This window comes from Nocardia uniformis NBRC 13702 (genome assembly GCF_001613345.1).
GTDB classification, from domain to species: Bacteria; Actinomycetota; Actinomycetes; order Mycobacteriales; family Mycobacteriaceae; genus Nocardia; species Nocardia uniformis.
In genome coordinates this window covers 75,160-92,414 of record NZ_BDCE01000034.1, presented here as the reverse complement: position 1 = coordinate 92,414, position 17,255 = coordinate 75,160, and the positions used below count along the sequence as shown (strand labels likewise).

Sequence of the window (17,255 nt, the reverse complement as noted above, 5' to 3'; positions counted from 1 at the left end):
CTCGGTTCGGGATTGGTGATTTCTGCGGCGCCGCAGGGGGTGTCGTTGCCCATCTGTGTCGATCCGGGACTTCGGGGTCGGCAAGTCGCTGCGTGGGGCAGTGGCAGGTCGGCCATCGGCTGCGGGCGGCGAAAGGTGGGGTTTCGCCGCCCGCAGTTGTTGAGTGATCCGCTTCCAGATATATTTGGTACTCACGGTCACATGTATTCGGAACTCCCGGCACAGTGTGTCTGATTTCGACTATTCTCTGCGCGTAGTGACCTGTCTCACGGTCATGCAGCAGGGAAGTGCAAGGGAGCGGTTGGAAATGATGAGCACCATGCAGGATGAGCAGCTGTCGCTGGCCACGCTGCTGCGGTACGCGGCGACCTTCCAGGGTGACAGCACCGTGTCCACCTGGACTGGAGACGGCGTCCGTACCCAGACGTTCCGCGAGATCGGGGCCGATGCGGCGCGGCTGTCCAATGCCCTGCGCGGGCTCGGCATCGGTATCGGGGACCGGGTCGGCACCTTCATGTGGAACAACAACGAGCACATGGTCGCCTACGTGGCGGTCCCCGCCATGGGTGCGGTACTGCACGCGCTCAATATCCGGCTCTTCCCGGAGCAGCTGGTCTATGTGGCCAATCACGCCGAGGATCAGGTCGTCATCGTGGACGGCACGCTGCTGCCCATGTTCGCCCAGTACCTGCCCAACCTGAAGACCGTGCGCCACGTCATTGTCGCCAACGGTGATGCCGCCGCGCTGACCGCGCCCGAGGGCGTCCAGGTGCACTCCTACGCCGAACTGCTTGCCGCGCAGCCGGATACCTACGACTATCCGGTTATCGACGAGCGGTCGGCGGCCGGTATGTGCTACACCTCCGGCACCACGGGTGATCCCAAGGGCGTCGTCTACTCGCACCGCTCCAACTGGCTGCACGCCGCGCAGGTGTGCGCGCCCAATGGTATGGGCTTCACCGCCGACGACACCGTGCTGGCGATTGTGCCGCTGTTCCACGCCAATGCCTGGGGCATCCCGTACGCCGCGCTCATGTCGGGCACCAATCTGCTGATGCCGGACCGCTTCCTGCAGCCGGGACCGCTGCTGGAGGCGATGGCCGCGGTCAAGCCCACCTTCGCGGCGGCCGTGCCGACCATCTGGGGTGGCGTGCTGGCCGGATTGCAGGCCGCGCCGCAGGATATTTCGCATCTGCGCACCTGTGTGGTCGGTGGTGCGGCCGTGCCGCCGTCCATGATGCGGGCCTTCCATGAGCAGCACGGCGTCGAGCTGCTGCACGCCTGGGGTATGACCGAGACCTCTCCGCTGGGTTCGGTGGCGCATCCACCGACCGGCGTCGAGGGCGAGGAGGCGTGGGCCTACCGCTACACGCAGGGTCGTTTCCCGGCCGGTGTGCAGGCGCGGTTGGTCGGCGACGACGGCAGTGTGCTCCCCAATGACGGAGTGGCACTGGGGGAGTTGGAGGTTCGTGGTCCGTGGATCACCGGCTCCTACTACTCTCCGTCCGGTGCGGAGGTCGATCCCGACAAGTTCGATGACGGCTGGCTGCGCACCGGCGATGTCGGCAAGATCAGCCCGAATGGCTACCTGACCCTGGTCGACCGCTCCAAGGATGTGATCAAGTCCGGCGGCGAATGGATTTCGTCGGTGGATCTGGAGAACGCGGTCGTGGGCCATCCGGCGGTCGCCGAGGCCGCGGTCATCGGTATTCCGGATGAGAAGTGGGACGAGCGGCCCCTCGTCGCGGTGGTACTCGCCGAGGGTGCCGTGGCCAAACCCGAAGAGCTGCGCGAATTCCTGGCCGACAAGTTCGCCAAGTGGCAGCTGCCGGAGTACTGGGCCTTCATCGCCGAGGTGCCCAAGACCAGTGTCGGCAAGTTCGACAAGAAGCGGCTGCGCGGACAGTACGCCGACGGCGAGCTCGCGGTCACCAAGCTGTCCTGAGCGGCTTGGCCGCGATGGCCGGTCCGGACGGATAAACGAAATCGACGTGAGGCGGCAGATTCTGCCGCCTCACGTGTCGTTTGCGGGCGCGTCCTTGCGCGCGGCCGCGCTGTCGTGGCGGTCATGCGTGATTGCTCGTCGGCGTGACAGCCGTTACAGTGGGTCCTCAATGGGAACGGCAGCGTTCCCAAAGGAGCTGTGGTGGAGTCGAACATGATCGAGCTAGCGCCCCCCGAACAAGGCACCGCACCGGTGGGTGCCGAAGTGGAGCAGTCGATTTCGGCTCCGCTGCATGATGTTCGGCGACTCGCGCGGCAGCTGGTCGAGCACTTCGCGGAGGACGTCACCCCGTTCGGAAACCTGCCCGGCGAGGTGCTGCGCGGTGAGGTCACCACCGTCACCCGAATCTGTCTCGAACTGGCCACCGGAGTACTCGAGGGGCGCGAAGTCGCCGATAAGGTCGAGCGATTGCAGCGCTCCGGCGCGGGTTGGGCGCGCGAGGGCTTCCCCATCGGAGCCATCCACCGCGCGGTCCGGGGCGGCGTCGAACATGCCTTCGGGCTGATTCTGGAGGCCACCGGCCCGGAGGACTACACCCGGCTGACGGTCACCGCCCAGCGGTTCCTGGAAATACTCGCCATGATCAATGCCGCCTTCACCGTGGCCTATGTGCGTGAACATCAGGCCGCCGCCGCGGAACAGCAGACCGCCGTGCAGACCGTGGCCTCGGCGCTACTGGCGGGCCGGTCCCCCGTAACTATGGCCCGTACCGGCGGTATCGAAGTCGACGAATCGTATTACGTGCTGGCACTGAGTATTCCGCGACAAGAGCACGTTCTTCGGGTCGATGCGCCCGTCGCGGCCAGGCGGGCGCTGCGCCGAATCCAGGCAGCCCTCGCCGCACACTGCGCAGGTAAGGCGCTGTCACTGCTCGGTACCGAAGGGGGCACGCTGCTACTGCCGGCGGCGGCGACGAGTACCGCCGATGTCGATCAGTTGGTAGCGCGATTATCCGCTGCCGCACAGGTTTCCGTCATGGCGACCATGGTGCACACCGAGACCGCCGCGATCCCGGAGGCCGCCGAACGCGCGCATGAGCTGCTCGATATGGTGCATCGATTGTGTTGCGCGCCAGGGCTGTACAGCTTCGACGATCTGGCGGTGGAGTATCAGCTCACCCGCCCCGGGCCGGGGCGCGAACATCTCGGCGCACTGCTCGATCCATTGGATGAGTATCCGGATCTCATGGAGACGCTGCAACGCTATGTCGGCAGCGACCACAGCCGACAGCGCACCGCGCGGGTGCTGGGGGTGCACACCAATACGGTGGACTATCGGCTCAAGCGGATCGCGCAGCTCACCGGGTTCGATCCGGCCCGGCCCTCCGGACTGTGGCATCTGCGGTCCTCGCTGGTGGCGCGTACCTACCGGAACGTCACGGCGGGTCGGGAATTCGAGCAGGCCCGCCCCTGATCCGCGCCCCGGTCCCCGCGCAAGTAGGACCGGAGCACGAACCGCCCTACGCCCGCACGGCCACCGGGCCGCCCAGGCGTGAGGTTCCCGCACGCCGCTCGGTAGCGCTGTCCGATATCGCAGCGTCATCCGATACCGCGCTGCGCTCCCGAATCGGGCGTCCACCAGCCATTCTCGCGCACAGCGCGATAAAGGTCAGGTATTCGGTCAGGGCGCGGCGGGAAGCCGCCACCGACCACACGGTGTCGATGCCGACCGGTGCGAGCTGGCGGCGGCCCTCGAAACGGTCGGCGAGCCAATCCAGCATGGCCGGAGCGCAGAGGAACTGTAGCGGCAGATGGGTGCTCAGCCGGTCCCGCAGGTAGTGGATGTGGCCGCCGCCGTAGATGTATCGCCACACCTGGGCATCGACATCTCCGACCGCGATCACCTCGTCATTGACGCCCTGGACAACCAGCATCGGCATGGCCGGTATCCGGTAGCCGGGGCGAATATCGTCGAGGATGCGCCGCATTTCCGGATGTGCCAGAAAGGCTTCCAGACCGCCGTAGACGTGCTTGCCGATATCTCGGCCCGCCAGCTTGGCGAGCAGCGGGAAGGTCGCACTGGTTTCGGCGCGCACCAGTAGTTTCAGGTACTCGGCCGAAACCCGGGTGCGCAGAATGCGATCCAGCTGCGGGTAGGCCCGCCGCAGCCCGGCGGTGAACACCATGGCGAAACCGGCGAAGGCCGAACCGTTCATGCGGACGAACGCGGCCGCGGGATCACCCACCGGCGATCCCGCGGCCGCGCCGACGATATCGAGTTCGGGGGCGTATTCGGCCGCCAGCTCCGCCGCCCACGTGGTGGCCAGGCCGCCACCGGAATAGCCCCACAGTCCGATTCGGGTGTCGGCGTTCAGTCCGAGCGGGTCGAAGGTGAGGGCGGCGCGCGCCGCGTCCAATGCCCGGTAGCCGGGTTCGCGAGCCGCGCCGAAGCGTCCACCGAGACCCTCGTGATCGGGCACCGAGACCGCCCAGCCGCGCTCCAGGGCGCTGGCTATGAGTGGCAATTCCAGCTGCGGAATCGCCCCGAGAGCCTGCGCCCCGTGGCGTAAGGCATAGGAGGGGAAGCATTTCGGAGCCACGGCGTCGATCGCGCACTGGAACGACAGCAGGGGGCGCGGGATGCTCGGATCCGCATCCCAGGGCAGCAGCACCGTCGTTACCGCCGCCTCCGGGGTGCCGTCCAGATCTCGGGTGCGATACAGCAGCTGCCAGGCCGAAATGCACTGCGGGACAGCCCCGAAGAATCCCAGTCGGACCTCCCGCGACCGCAGGATGGTGCCCGGCTCCAGGTGCTCGATATCGCCGGGAGACCGATGGAACGGGTCGTCACCTGGAAGGTCCGGCCGGTTGGTCGTGGCGGCTGCGCGGGTTTGTGGCGTGATGGCCGGTCGGATCTGCGGATTCACAGCTTGCCCCCACCGCCGATTACCCAGGGATTGAACGTGCACGCGAGTTCCGGATACCCGACCGGATCCAGGGCGCGCAGTGCGATGGACGCCGCCCGAGGCGAGTACATAATGGTCAGATGGTCGGAAAGATCCTGTTCACACCCCTCCTGGAGGGTGATGTTATCGACCGTGGCGTCCGGTCCGGGCTGTAGGAAGGTCCACTCGTACGGGTTCGAGATCTCGTCGTGCCGGGTCCCGACCGAGGTGTAGGCGACACCGGGAACCGTGTCACCCTGCGCGTTCAGCTTGTCGTAGAACGGCGATCCGACCACCTGCTGGATATTCGCGACGCCGATGAGCGGTTGATACAGGCCGAGGATATTCAGGCCGAGACTGGTGAGAGTGCGTCCCAACGTCGCTATGCCCATCAGGGTCGTGCCGTGCGAGGTTGCGCCGAAGGTAATGACCTTCCCGATTTTGCCCTGTCCGCCTTCGAATTTCAGATACTGACTCGATACCGGACCGGCCTGGGAATGCCCGACGATATCGACGGTATCGGAACCGGTCGCCGCCAATACCCGGTCCACGAAGCTGCCGAGCTGCCGTGCGGAATCCTCCATCGCACCGACACCGTACCGGCCCGGAATCAGCGGGCCGAGGCCGCCACCGCCCATGGTCGCGAGGCGGCCGAAATTGGTGGCGAAAACACAGAATCCGGCCCGCGCGAGCTGTGGGGACAGGTAGGCGAAGCTGTCATAGGCATTGAGCCAGGTGCCGTGTACCAGTACCACCGGCCGCGGATGTGCGGCGCTGGGCCGGCAATCCCAGTCGTTGGCGCCCGGCGGTGCGGCATCGGGATGGAGCAGCCCATAGCCGAAAGCCGCCAGATACGACGACATCTCCGGTCCCTGGTCGATGGCATCGGAGGCGAAACTACGCTGGAAGGCCGAGCCGGAACCGCTACCGGAGCTGGAGCCGGTATCCCCGCTAATCGGTGGTTCGGCGGTCGCCGCGCCACCGGAGAATACCGCCGTGGCAATGGTTGTGCTCGCGCACAGCGCGCCTATGAACGCACGCAGAGCTGATCGCATGGGAAACCTTCCATCTTGTCCCGCAATCGAATTCGAATAGCCGTGAATTCGATTCGAAGGGGACTCTATGGACGCGGATTCCGCGGTGTCACGGTCGCTGTGCCGAACGACAAACCGGCCGGGCACGGTACGGCGGTAGTTTGTGGCGCGGCTCAATCGGAGTGCGGCCCGACCAAGGCGATGGCTGTTCGGGTGAACAGTGGCGCGAGTTGCGGCAGTGCCTCCGCACCGCGCTCGTGCAGGCAGGCCCGGACCCGGTCGTCGATACCGCCGAGCAGCATATCGATGGCCTCCCGATCCGGATCCGCGGCGAGATCGCCATCGCGGACGCCGATCCGGGCGACCGCCATAATGTAGTCGGCGAAGGCCTCGTGCACCTGAGCTCGGTGTTCGCGCAGCGCCGGACCCGCCGCCAGGGTCTCCAGGTACAGCGCGCGCGCCGCACCGGGTTGTGCGGCCAGGAAGGCCAGGAAGATCTCGAAGGAAATCCGCACCCGGGCGGCGAAATCCACGCCCCGCATACCGGTGACGGTCTCGCGCAGCTGTTCCAGCGCATTGGTGACGGCCAGATCGTAGGCGGCGGCGAAGCACTCGTCCTTACCGGTGAAGAAGGTATAGAAAGTGCGGCGCGCGACCTGGGCGCGCCCCACGATTTCGGCGACCGTGGTCGCGGCGTAGCCGAGCTCGCCCACCGCCTCCAGCACGGCGGTACACAGCCGCCGGTACTGCGAACTTGTCACCTGTTCACGACTGAGCCGATGCCGACCACGCGGCAGCGGCCCCGCCGCCTCCTCACTCACACCGCACAGGATATTGCCCAGCACCCTGCACAACAGCGTTCGGGACCCGTTCCGCTCGCGCGTCTCGGGCCGTAACGTTGGGTTGCGGGCATCTGCCCGCACTCGGGTGGGACGGACGAGGAGGTCCGCGGTGGAAGCGGAACGCGCACAAAACGGTTCGGGGGGAGCGGGTATGACCGTGGGATTGATTCGCTCGGCGGGAAATCGGGTGTATGCCGAGGTCGAGTCGGTGCGGCTGGTGCTGCGGACCGGTGTGGTGGGGATCGAATCACCGGCCACCCTGCTCACGGCGGCGACCGCAATGGTGCGGTACGGGACCATTGCGGCCGGATTGACGCTGTCGGCGGCCCGGTACGGGAATCGTACGGCGCTCGTCGATGAACTCGGCTCGCTCACCTTCGCCGAAATGGACGAACGGTCCAACCGGCTCGCCAATGCTTGGCGGGCGCGCGGGCTGCGCGGCGGGGAGGGGGTGGCCATTCTGGCGCGCAATCATCGCGGACTGCTCGACGCCGTCTTCGCCGCCGCCAAGTGCGGGGCCCGCATCATCCTGCTCAATACCGATTTCGCCGGACCGCAGATTCGCGATGTCGCCACCCGCGAGGGCACCGATCTGCTGGTCTACGACGAGGAGTACGCCCACATGCTCGACGGCGTGCGACCCCGGCGCGGCAGTTGGCGGGCCTGGACCGAGAAAGTCCGGCCCGACTGCCTGGAAGCGCTTATCGCGGAGGGTGATCCGTCCGCTCCGCCCGGGCCCGGCGTGACGCCCAAACTCATTCTGCTCACCTCGGGGACCACCGGCACCCCCAAGGGCGCGCCCCGCCCGGAGCCGAAATCCCTCGCCCCGCTGGGTGCACTGCTGTCGAAGGTGCCGTTCCGGGCGGGCGGGGTCACCGAATGCTGCGCGCCCATCTTCCACACCCTCGGCTTCGCCTGCGCCATGCTCGGACTCGGCTTCGGCTCCACCCTGGTGATCCGTCGCCGCTTCGATCCGCAGGAGGCCATCGACAGCATGTCGCGTCACCGCGTCACCACCCTGATCGCCGTTCCGGTCATGTTGGCCCGCATGGTGGATCTGGGCGGGCGCGGCCTGGTCGGCCGCGATCTGAGCGCCCTGCGCATTATCTTCGTCGGCGGCTCCCAACTCGGGGCCCAGCTGTGCCGCGATGTCACCGCCGCCTTCGGTCCGGTCGTCTACAACGTCTACGGCTCCACCGAGGTCGCCTACGCCACCATCGCCACCCCCGATGACCTGGCCGTCGAACCCGGCTGCGTCGGCAGCCCCGTCCTCGGCACTCGCGTGGAAATCCTCGACGACAATGGCCGCGGTGTCCCGACCGGCACCACCGGCCGCATCTTCGTCGGCAACACCATCCAATTCGAGGGCTATACCGGCGGCGGCCACAAGGAACGCATCCGCGGCCTCATGTCCACCGGCGATGTCGGCCACTTCGATGCGGCCGGAAGGCTTTTCGTGGACGGCCGCGACGACGACATGATTGTCTCCGGCGGCGAGAACGTCTTCCCCGCCGAGGTCGAGGAACTTCTGCACACCAATCCGGCCATTCAGGAGGCAGCGGTGATCGGGGTCGACGACGAGAAATTCGGCGCACGACTGAAAGCCTTCGTGGTGCTCCACGCGGGCTCCACCCGCACCGAGGACGACATCAAATCATTCGTGAAATCCAACCTTGCCCGCTACAAGGTCCCGCGCGAGGTCGTCTTCATCGAACAGCTACCCCGCAACCCCACCGGCAAGGTACTCAAGAAGGCACTGCGGGAACTCTGACGCGTCTTTCACCCCGCGCTGCTGAGCCGGGGGGCGGGCCGGGATTGCAGTTCGATCGCCACCAGCAGATCGATCAAATCGCTGACGCTGCGCGGATTCCGTCCGGTGAGTTCCTGAATCCGCCCCAACCGGTACTTCGCCGTGTTGTGGTGCACGCACAGCACGTCGGCGGCCTCGCGCAGATTCATATCGGCGGCGGCGAAGGCGCGGATGGTTTCGGCCAGTACGCCGCCGCGGGTGTGGTCCTCCGCAAGCAAGGCGTCGATCCGGGGATCGATGAGATGCCTGGCGGTGTCGTCGGCGCTGAGCATGAGGTAGCGGAACGGCGTGAGGTGGGGTAGCGCCATGACGCCGCCGTCGTCGGGCAGTAGTTCCAGCGCGGTCCGTGATTGTTGATGCGCCCGTGGGAGATCCGCGATCCCGGTGACCACCGGGCTGATACCGATGGCCAGGCCGATACCCGCGGTGCGGAGCTTCGTGCGCATGGCCTCCAACCGTTCGCAAAGCTCTTCGGTGGATCCGGCCCGGCCCAGTGCGGGTACGGCGACCACGTCGTGGCCGTGCGCACCCGCCAGTGTGCGCAATCCGTTCACGCCGACCCGGGCCAGCGCGGCCGAGGTGAGTTGTTTCGAATCGGCGTCCGCTCCGGGCGGATCCAGCACCGCGGCGCTGACCACCACCAGGGGAGCGAGGGGTTCGACGCCGATGCCGAATCCCTGCGCCAAGGACAGTTGCGGACCGCGATCGGGCAACTCCCCGGCCAGGAGGGTTTCCAGCAATTCCCGGCTCTCCTGGCCGTTCTCGGATTCGTACTGCTGGAACTCCAGGTAGGCATTGGCGGCCTGGGTGGCGGCCAGATCGCAGAATCGGTTGAGCGGCACCACCATCGACAGCGCGGCCTCGCGATCGTCCTCGGAATCGCTCGCGTAGTTCATCAGTGATTTCCACAGTGCCTGCTGACCGAGTCGGAAGGCGCTGATGTAATCCACCAGGGTGAGCCCGGCTCGTACCCGCCGCGCCGCCGCGCGCCGGGTGTAGGCGATATCGGTGGCCGTCACCTTGCGGTCCTCCAACAGTGCGCCGAGTCCGATCCGGCACAGCTGGGCGAGCTGGTCGTGCACATCTGCGTAGAAGGTTTCGTCGCGCGCGGCATAGGCGGGAATCTGACCCATGATCGCGGCGACGCCGATATCGGCCATGTCGTGCACCTGATCGAAGAGCCGGGTCACGATGCGGGTACGCGCGGCCAGGACGCTTTCCGAGTAATTCGGGAGTGCGGCCAATTGTGATCCAGCAGACATGGGAGGCGATTAATCCACGCCCCGCCGTGTGTGTCAAACCCCAGCCTTCGCCCATCGACCATGTCCACGGCGGACAAACACCATGCGAGAACTTGGTCCTCCGCGTCCAATGTGCGCTCTGAACTGCGAATTTACGCTGACCAAGTTCTATCCCTCCGGTGCGAGTCTGCTCACGCGCTCGTACCGATGACAGCCCGCCGTGCGCGTCGGGCCGGAGGACGCATGCTCGAAATCTCTCAACTCACGGTTCGCTTCGGCGGCATCACCGCGCTGGCGGATGTCGGCTTCCGGGTCGCTTCCGGCGAGCTGGTCGGTCTCATCGGTCCGAACGGCGCGGGTAAGACCACCCTCTTCAACTGCCTCACCCGGCGCTACACACCCGACGCCGGGGCCATCACCTACGCGGGCGCACCGCTACTCGACCAGCCACCGCACGCCCTGGCCAGGCTCGGCATCGCCCGCACCTTCCAGAACCTCGGGCTGTTCCCCAGACTTTCGGTGCGCGACAACGTGCTGGTCGGCGCGCACCACCGGGCCGGTGCCGGATTCCTGTCGGCGGGACTGCGGCTGCCCCGGGTCCGCCGGGAGGAAGCGCGATTGCGCGCCGAGGTCGACGAACTCCTCGAGCGGCTCGAATTATCCGATGTGGCCGATCATCTCGCCGCCGGGTTGCCGTTCGGCACCCTCAAGCGCATCGAATTGGCGCGGGCGCTGGCGGTTCGGCCGCGGCTACTGCTGCTCGACGAACCGGTCAATGGGCTCAGTCATGGTGAGGTCGACGAATTCGCGGCGCGGCTGCGGGATTTGCGGGCGGACTTCGATCTCACGGTCATTGTGGTCGAACACCATATGGGATTCGTTATGAACACCTGCGACCATGTCGTCTGTCTGGAATTCGGCCGGGTGATCGCTGATGGTGAACCCGAAGCGGTGCAACGGAATCCGGCTGTAGTGGCGGCGTACCTGGGGACTGCCGCATGAGTGGGGAACCGTTTCTGTCTGTGGGAGACCTGTATGCCGGATACGGTGGCTCGCGGGTACTGCACGGTATCGGCCTCGAGGTGCGACGCGGTGAGGTCTGCGCCATCCTCGGTCCGAACGGGGCGGGTAAGACCACGCTGCTGCGCGCGCTGTGCGGAATGGTGAGGGTGCGCGGCGATATTCGCCTGGACGGCACCGAAATTACCGGGCGCGCACCCGAATCCGTCGCTCGAATGGGTGTGGCGCATGTACCCGAGGGGCGTGGCACCTTCACCGCCCTGACCGTCGAGGAGAACCTGCGGGTCGGCGCGTACACCCAGCACGACCGCACCCGCGTCGCAGCCGATCTGGCCCGGGTCTTCGACTTCTTCCCGGTACTGCGGGAGAAGTTGCGCGATCCCGCGGGTGGGCTGTCCGGCGGGCAACAGCAGATGCTGGCCATCGGCCGCGCGCTCATGCTGCGACCCCGGCTGCTGCTGCTCGATGAACCTTCCCTCGGCCTTTCGCCACTGGTCACCCAGGAGCTCTTCCAGATCGTGCGCACCATCAATGCCGAGGAGCACACCACCGTGATGGTCGTCGAACAGAACGCGCACTTGGCCCTGGAGGTGGCCCACCACGCGCATGTGATCGAAACCGGTCGAATCGTCCTGTCCGGCTCCGCTGAAGTGATTCGGGCCGATGAACAGGTCGCGCGCTCCTATCTCGGATACCGGGTGCAACCGTGACCGGATTCCTGCAACAAATCATCGAGGGGCTCAGCGCCGGTGCGATTTACGCCGGACTGGCCCTGGCCATGGTGCTGATCTACCGCTTCACCGGAATCGTCAACTTCGCCCAGGGCGAGCTGGCCATGTTCTCCGCCTTCCTCGCCTGGCAGTTGATCGAGAACGGAATGCCGTTCTGGCTGGCGCTTCCCATAACCCTCGCCGTGTGTTTCGGCGGCGGCATGCTGATCGAGCGGGTGGTGATCCGGCCGGTTGAAGGTGCGCCCGAACTGACGCTGGTGATCGTCACCGTCGGCCTGTACTTCTTCATCAACGCGGCCGCCGGCTGGATCTGGTCCTATCAGGTGAAGGCCTTCCCGAATCCGTTCCCGGACGGTGCGTTGCGGACCGGTGGCGTCACAGCCGGATACGGCAGCCTCGGCGTGATCGTCGTGGTCGCGATGGTCATGGCGCTGATCTATCTGCTCTTCCGCTACACGAAGATCGGACTGGCCATGCGGGCGGTGGCGAGCAACCCGGCCTCGGCCCGGCTGTCGGGTATTCGCGTCGGTCTGGTGCTGGCGCTCGGTTGGGGGCTGTCGGCACTGGTAGGCGCGGTATCCGGGGTGCTGTCCGCGCCTGTGCTATTCCTCGAACCCAACATGATGGGCGGGGTGCTCATCTATGCCTTCGCCGCCGCCACCCTGGGCGGATTCGACAGTCCGGGCGGCGCGGTGGCCGGTGGGCTCATTGTCGGCGTCGCCGAAACCCTCACGGGCGCATACGTCGACGCTATCGGTACCGAACTAAAGATCGGCGTGCCATTGGTGATCATTCTCGGTGTACTGCTGCTGCGTCCGCAGGGTCTGTTCGGGCGAGCGGTGGTGGAACGAGTATGAATCGCCGAAATGCGTTGATACTGCTCGCATTACTCGTGTTGGCCTGCCTTGCGCCGTTCCAGCTGGCACCGTTCCATACCTTCCAGCTGTCCATGGCGATCGTGTACGCCATCGCGCTGTTGGGACTGAATCTGCTGGTTGGCCAGACCGGCCAGATCTCCCTCGGGCACGGTGCGTTCCTGGCAATCGGGGCGTACTCGACCGCTGTCATGCTCGATCGCTGGGACACACCGCATTTCGCCACGCTGCCGGTGGCGGCCGCGGTGACCTTCGTTCTCGGCCTGGCACTCGGCGTCCCGGCCCTGCGGCTGCGAGGTCTGTACCTGGCGCTGGTCACCCTCGCCATCGCCATCTTCCTGGTGCCGCTGCTCAAGCGCTTCGAATCGGTGACCGGCGGGTCCATGGGGCTGACGGTGTCGAAGCCGCAGCCGCCGGAATGGACGGGGTTGGCCGAGGATCAGTGGCTGTATTTCCTGGCCCTCGCCGTGGTATTGGCGAGTTTCCTGTTCGTCGCAGGAGTGCGGCGCTCACGAGTCGGCCGGGCGCTCAACGCCATTCGCGATCACGAGACGGCGGCCGAGGTGATGGGCGTGCGGCCCGCGCACTACAAGACCCTGGCTTTCGCCTGGAGCGCCATGCTCGCGGGGGTGGCCGGATGCGTCTACACCTGGGTCATCGCCTATGTGTCACCCGATTCGTTCGCCACCGCACTGTCCATCACCCTGCTGGCGGGGCTGGTGGTCGGGGGACTGGGCTCGCTGTGGGGGCCGCTGCTGGGCGGCGCGTTCGTCATGTACGTGCCCAGCCTCGCCCAGGACATCAATCAGGCAGCGCCGGGCATGGTCTTCGGATTGCTGCTCATCGCGGTCATGTACGTCGCCCCGACCGGATTGGCCGGGCTCGCCGCTCGCGTGTCGGGTCGGCTCGAAACTCTTGTTCGAAAAGGGAAAACCCATGCGCACTAGTGCTATTCGTGTCATTGGAGCCACAGCCGCCGTGCTGCTCGCCACCACCGCCTGTGGTGGACGCGGTGACGGCGGCGGTTCCGTCGCCCACGGCGACTGCAAGGGGCAGCAGACGGTCGGCATTACCGACTCGAGTATCAAGCTGGGCGGAGTCTATCCGCTCTCCGGTCCTGCCTCCGCGTACGGGGAGATACCCAAGGGTGCGCGGGCCTACTTCGACTACATCAATGCCGAACAGGGTGGAATCGGCGGGCGCACAGTCGAATACCTGGTACGCGATGACGGCTACCAGCCGCCCAAGACCGTCGAGGAATCGCGCCGACTGGTGGAACAGGACCAGGTGTTCGCCATTTTTCAGACCCTCGGCACACCGACCTCGTCGGCCGTCTGGGACTACCTGAACCAACGCAAGGTCCCGCACGTATTCGTCGCGGGAGGAGCCACCAAGTGGGGCGCCGACACCGAACATCCCTGGACCATAGGCTGGCAGCCCAGCTACCGGTCCGAGGGCCGGGCCTTCGCCGAATACGTGCGGCAGCACAAGCCGAATGCCACCGTGGCGGTGCTCTTCCAGAACGACGACTTCGGCAAGGATCTGAAAGACAGCTTCACCGCCGCCATCGCGGGCAGTGGGGTCGAAGTGGTCGCCGAACAGAGCTACGAGGTCACCGATCCCACGGTGGACCCGCAGCTGCGTAATCTGGCGAACTCGAAAGCCGATGTGCTGCTGAATATCTCGACGCCCAAATTCGCCTCCCAGGCGCTGGCCGGTGATGCTCGCAATCCGGAGTGGAATCCGGTGCACATCATATCCATGGTGGCCAATTCGCTCGCCGTGCTGAAACCGGTCGGCCTGCCGAATGTGCAGGGGGTGGTGTCGGGCGCGTTCACCAAGGATCCGGCCGATCCGCGCTGGGCCGATGACGCGGCCATCAAGTTGTACAAGGAGAAGCTGGCGAAGTACGCGCCGGGCGCGGATCCGACCAATACCTACACCCTGATCGGGTGGGCCGCCGCCGACAGCTTTCGCAAAACCTTCGATTCCACGAAATGCGCTACCCGCGAGGGCCTTCGGGATGCCACCCGCAATCTCGGCGATATCGAGATCGACACGTTGCTGCCCGGTATCACCCTGAAAACCGGTCCCGGCGACGCCTTCCCGATGGAGGCAGTGCAGATCCAGCGCTTCGAGGGCGACCACTGGGTATCGGTCGGCGCGGTCGTCGATACCAGCGAATAACAGACCCCCATAGGCACTGTCGCGAATGACGCCCCGTCGCGACAGCTTTCGGAAATCAGATCGATGAGGATCTCTATGAATACGCGCAAGTTCATTGTGACCGCAGCGCTCGCCACCGTCGCCCTCGGTGTCGGTACGGGCACCACCAAGGCCGCACCCGGGCAGACCGAAGTGCACTACGAGATCTCCCGACAGGGGGATGCGGCGGTGCTGACCACCAGCGACGGAAAATTGCGCGCGGTCGGCGAACAATTGGTGCTCACCGATGCCGCCGGAACCCCGGTTGCGGCCTTGCCGCTGACCTACCGAATGGACAATACGGCCTACCCGATCGCTGCCGAGATCAGTGGTGGCACAGCGGTTTTGACTCCGTTGAAAGACGGTGGCATACCTCTCGCCGATGTTGCCATGAGCGAGGTCGTATCCATGGATTCGGTGTTGCGACCGGTGGCCGAATCGCTGACCCCGCGCGACCAGTCGGCGCTGGGTGTGCTTGCGCAGCGGATGACCATCGGTAGCGCCGCCAGCGCTATCTTCGGCGCGGTACTCGGCGGCGGTATCGGCTGCCTGGTCGGCGGTGCGGTGGGCGCGACCCTCTCCAGCCCCGTCATCGCCCTGCTGCTGCCCTTCGTCGGCGCGACCATCGCCGGATGTGTACTGGGCGCGGCAACTCTCGGCGCGGTGGGCACCGTGGTCGGCCTGGTAACCGTAGGCGGACCGCTGGCCCTGTTCTCGGCCTTCCAGTACTTCAGCACCATCCTGGCACCGTGCCCGGCACAACTTCCGGCGTGCAAGGATCCGATGGCTGCCGCGCCGCCGAAGTAGCACCACGACGTCGCCGCAATCTATATGCAGCGGCATCGGCTCCATGCGGGACTGACGCAGCAGCAGGCCGCCGATCGGCTGTTCATGTCGAAATCCGCGTATCAGAAATACGAGATGCGCGCACTGCAGGCCACCTACCCGCAGTGCGACTACGGGATCTTCATGCTGACACCGCGTTCGGTCGGACTGGCTCCGTCATAACGGTCGGTGTGTTGGTTCGGCACACACCGTGTGTGTGTCACTGGGATAGGTGGTGCGAGGATTTCGCTCAGTCCCCGTGGCCGAGGAGGAATATTGCGAGCGGTACCGTCCGATACCAAGCCCAATGAGCAGGTTCAGCCGACCATCGGCGGCTATATGCGACATCAGCGCGTCCGGCTGACGCTCACTCAGCAGCAGATCGCGGACCGCTTGTTCATGTCGAAATCCGCCTACCAGAAGCATGAGAACGATGAACGCACGCCGACGGTGCGGGGGATTCGCGATTGGTGTGATGCGCTGGATCTGTCGTATGAGAAGCGGCGCAAGGTGATGTCGATCGTGATGGGCGAACTCATGCCGCTCGCCGTCGGGTCGCCGGAGGCCATTACCGATGACGACATCGAGTTCATCGATTCCCTGCCCTACCCGGCGTTCCTGCACCGGGTACCGCAGTACGACATCCTGGCGGCGAACCGGGTGGCTGTCGAGACGTGTCCGTGGCTCGATCCCGCGCTGGCGACCGGTGATCGACCGCTCAATGTGATCGTGCAGATGTTCAACGATCCCCGAGCAGAGCAGATCCTGCGCAACTGGGAGCCCATCGTCCACCGGCTCACCTACCTACTCAAGGAAATGTCGACCGGTGTCGTACGCGCCGAGGAGGTCGCCGCGATCTACGAGGCGTGTAAGCGGCATCCACGATTCGAATTCATGTGGAACACCCCGATGCAGCCCACGGAGTTCGACGACGATCACGTGATCATGGTGGATTCGCAAGGTACGGAGGGGCACTGGCGCATGCGGTCGCTGCAGTCCACCCATCCGTGGTGCGACTACGAGATCTACCTGCTGACACCGCGCGCCGGCGGCGCGCGATCCTGACTCGTCTGCCCTGGTAGCAGGCGCTTTCGGAACATACAGTCTGGGTGACACCCAAATTGTGTGTCTAGATCATCTTGACCTGAGCAGGCCCGAAATCGGAAGGTCTGAGGGCTGGTGGTGTCCGAAGGGGGGACACCACCGCTTAATGGCGGGCCGCCGTCGGCGGTTCCCGCGCAGGCTTTCGAGGGGTGAGGGTGCCCGGGAATCGCGGGCGGGGGCGTCGGTCCGGGGATGAGGGATGCCAGGAGGGCGGCGAACTCGGCGCGACCGGGATCCCTGGTCGCGCCGAATTCGAGGTGCTATCAGCAGTTACGCAACTCTGGATTCTGGTTGAGCAGCTGCGCGCGGGTGGAGATGAAGGTGCTGTAGGTTTCGCCGCCGACCGAGGAGAGCGGGAACGCCGCTACCCGGTGGCAGTTCTGGAAGGCGAGCTTGATGCCGAAATGCCGTTCCAGGCCACCACGAATAGCGTCGGAAGCCATGGCGCGCAGCAGTTGGCCACGTGCCTTCTCATCCGGAGGTGCGATGAGGTTGTCGGCGTATTCGTCTGCGCCGGAGCGCAGATCGGCGGCGACGCGCTCCACTACCTCGTAGGCGTAGGGCAGGGAAGTGCGAACGCATTCAACGAACTCGGCGTCGCTTACTTCACCGCGTTCGGCACGTTCGAGCAATGCGGTGGGTACGTCGAGTGACATGGCGCTCTCCTCATGGGATGGCG

At 65.8% G+C, this 17,255-nt stretch carries 16 protein-coding genes; 11 read left to right on the top strand and 5 right to left on the bottom strand.

Annotated elements, in window-relative coordinates; all coding sequences use genetic code 11:
* The first annotated feature begins 307 nt into the window (after positions 1 to 307).
* Together NU1_RS09850 and NU1_RS09845 are read left to right on the top strand one after the other, a co-directional pair.
* Positions 308 to 1,945, top strand: coding sequence for a long-chain fatty acid--CoA ligase (locus NU1_RS09850; protein WP_067519631.1), 1,638 nt, complete (start codon positions 308 to 310; stop codon positions 1,943 to 1,945).
* A gap of 213 nt (positions 1,946 to 2,158) precedes the next feature.
* A complete protein-coding gene (locus NU1_RS09845) occupies positions 2,159 to 3,418 on the top strand; it encodes a PucR family transcriptional regulator (RefSeq protein WP_084521140.1) in 1,260 nt (419 codons plus the stop codon).
* Between the two features lie 46 nt (positions 3,419 to 3,464).
* Here NU1_RS09845 and NU1_RS09840 read toward each other — a convergent pair whose 3' ends face one another.
* The 3 genes from NU1_RS09840 to NU1_RS09830 form a co-directional block, all read right to left on the bottom strand.
* Positions 3,465 to 4,871, bottom strand: a complete 1,407-nt coding sequence (locus NU1_RS09840; RefSeq protein WP_067519583.1) for a lipase family protein — start codon at positions 4,869 to 4,871, stop codon at positions 3,465 to 3,467.
* Positions 4,868 to 5,944 carry an esterase/lipase family protein gene (locus NU1_RS09835; RefSeq protein WP_067519581.1) on the bottom strand — a complete coding sequence of 359 codons (1,077 nt, stop codon included), beginning with the start codon at positions 5,942 to 5,944 and terminating at the stop codon, positions 4,868 to 4,870. Before NU1_RS09835 ends, NU1_RS09840 begins: the two co-directional genes overlap by 4 nt.
* Before the next feature lie 152 nt (positions 5,945 to 6,096).
* Entirely contained in the window at positions 6,097 to 6,744 is a 648-nt protein-coding gene (locus tag NU1_RS09830) for a TetR/AcrR family transcriptional regulator (protein ID WP_212761721.1), read from the bottom strand.
* Between the two features lie 172 nt (positions 6,745 to 6,916).
* Between NU1_RS09830 and NU1_RS09825 the strand changes: the two genes are divergently transcribed.
* Positions 6,917 to 8,536, top strand: a complete 1,620-nt coding sequence (locus NU1_RS09825) for an acyl-CoA synthetase (protein ID WP_067519579.1) — start codon at positions 6,917 to 6,919, stop codon at positions 8,534 to 8,536.
* Positions 8,537 to 8,544: 8 nt separating this feature from the next.
* On the opposite strand, the gene NU1_RS09820 is transcribed toward NU1_RS09825, so the two are convergent.
* The gene (locus NU1_RS09820) at positions 8,545 to 9,837 is read right to left on the bottom strand and encodes a PucR family transcriptional regulator (protein WP_067519577.1); all 1,293 of its coding nucleotides are present in this window, start codon (positions 9,835 to 9,837) and stop codon (positions 8,545 to 8,547) included.
* Between the two features lie 222 nt (positions 9,838 to 10,059).
* Here NU1_RS09820 and NU1_RS09815 point away from each other — a divergent pair, with 222 nt between their 5' ends.
* The 8 genes from NU1_RS09815 (at position 10,060) to NU1_RS09785 (ending at position 16,537) form a co-directional block, all read left to right on the top strand.
* Complete coding sequence (locus NU1_RS09815; protein ID WP_067519575.1) at positions 10,060 to 10,818, top strand: ABC transporter ATP-binding protein; 759 nt, start codon at positions 10,060 to 10,062, stop codon at positions 10,816 to 10,818.
* Positions 10,815 to 11,546, top strand: a complete 732-nt coding sequence (locus tag NU1_RS09810) for an ABC transporter ATP-binding protein (protein WP_067519574.1) — start codon at positions 10,815 to 10,817, stop codon at positions 11,544 to 11,546. The genes NU1_RS09815 and NU1_RS09810 overlap by 4 nt, the downstream gene beginning before the upstream one ends.
* Positions 11,543 to 12,424 carry a branched-chain amino acid ABC transporter permease gene (locus NU1_RS09805; protein WP_067519572.1) on the top strand — a complete coding sequence of 294 codons (882 nt, stop codon included), beginning with the start codon at positions 11,543 to 11,545 and terminating at the stop codon, positions 12,422 to 12,424. The genes NU1_RS09810 and NU1_RS09805 overlap by 4 nt, the downstream gene beginning before the upstream one ends.
* Positions 12,421 to 13,389, top strand: coding sequence for a branched-chain amino acid ABC transporter permease (locus tag NU1_RS09800; protein WP_067519570.1), 969 nt, complete (start codon positions 12,421 to 12,423; stop codon positions 13,387 to 13,389). The genes NU1_RS09805 and NU1_RS09800 overlap by 4 nt, the downstream gene beginning before the upstream one ends.
* Positions 13,379 to 14,629 (top strand): ABC transporter substrate-binding protein, encoded by a 1,251-nt coding sequence (locus NU1_RS09795; protein ID WP_067519568.1) that lies wholly within the window; start codon positions 13,379 to 13,381, stop codon positions 14,627 to 14,629. The genes NU1_RS09800 and NU1_RS09795 overlap by 11 nt, the downstream gene beginning before the upstream one ends.
* A gap of 75 nt (positions 14,630 to 14,704) precedes the next feature.
* Entirely contained in the window at positions 14,705 to 15,454 is a 750-nt protein-coding gene (locus tag NU1_RS09790) for a DUF8020 domain-containing protein (protein ID WP_067519566.1), read from the top strand.
* 24 nt (positions 15,455 to 15,478) lie between these two features.
* Positions 15,479 to 15,655, top strand: coding sequence for a helix-turn-helix domain-containing protein (locus tag NU1_RS41260; protein WP_157552075.1), 177 nt, complete (start codon positions 15,479 to 15,481; stop codon positions 15,653 to 15,655).
* 93 nt (positions 15,656 to 15,748) lie between these two features.
* Positions 15,749 to 16,537 carry a helix-turn-helix domain-containing protein gene (locus NU1_RS09785; RefSeq protein ID WP_067519564.1) on the top strand — a complete coding sequence of 263 codons (789 nt, stop codon included), beginning with the start codon at positions 15,749 to 15,751 and terminating at the stop codon, positions 16,535 to 16,537.
* A 302-nt stretch (positions 16,538 to 16,839) separates the two neighbouring features.
* Here the strand turns inward: NU1_RS09785 and NU1_RS09780 are convergent, their stop codons facing one another.
* Complete coding sequence (locus tag NU1_RS09780; protein ID WP_067519563.1) at positions 16,840 to 17,232, bottom strand: SCO5389 family protein; 393 nt, start codon at positions 17,230 to 17,232, stop codon at positions 16,840 to 16,842.
* Positions 17,233 to 17,255 lie beyond the last annotated feature (23 nt).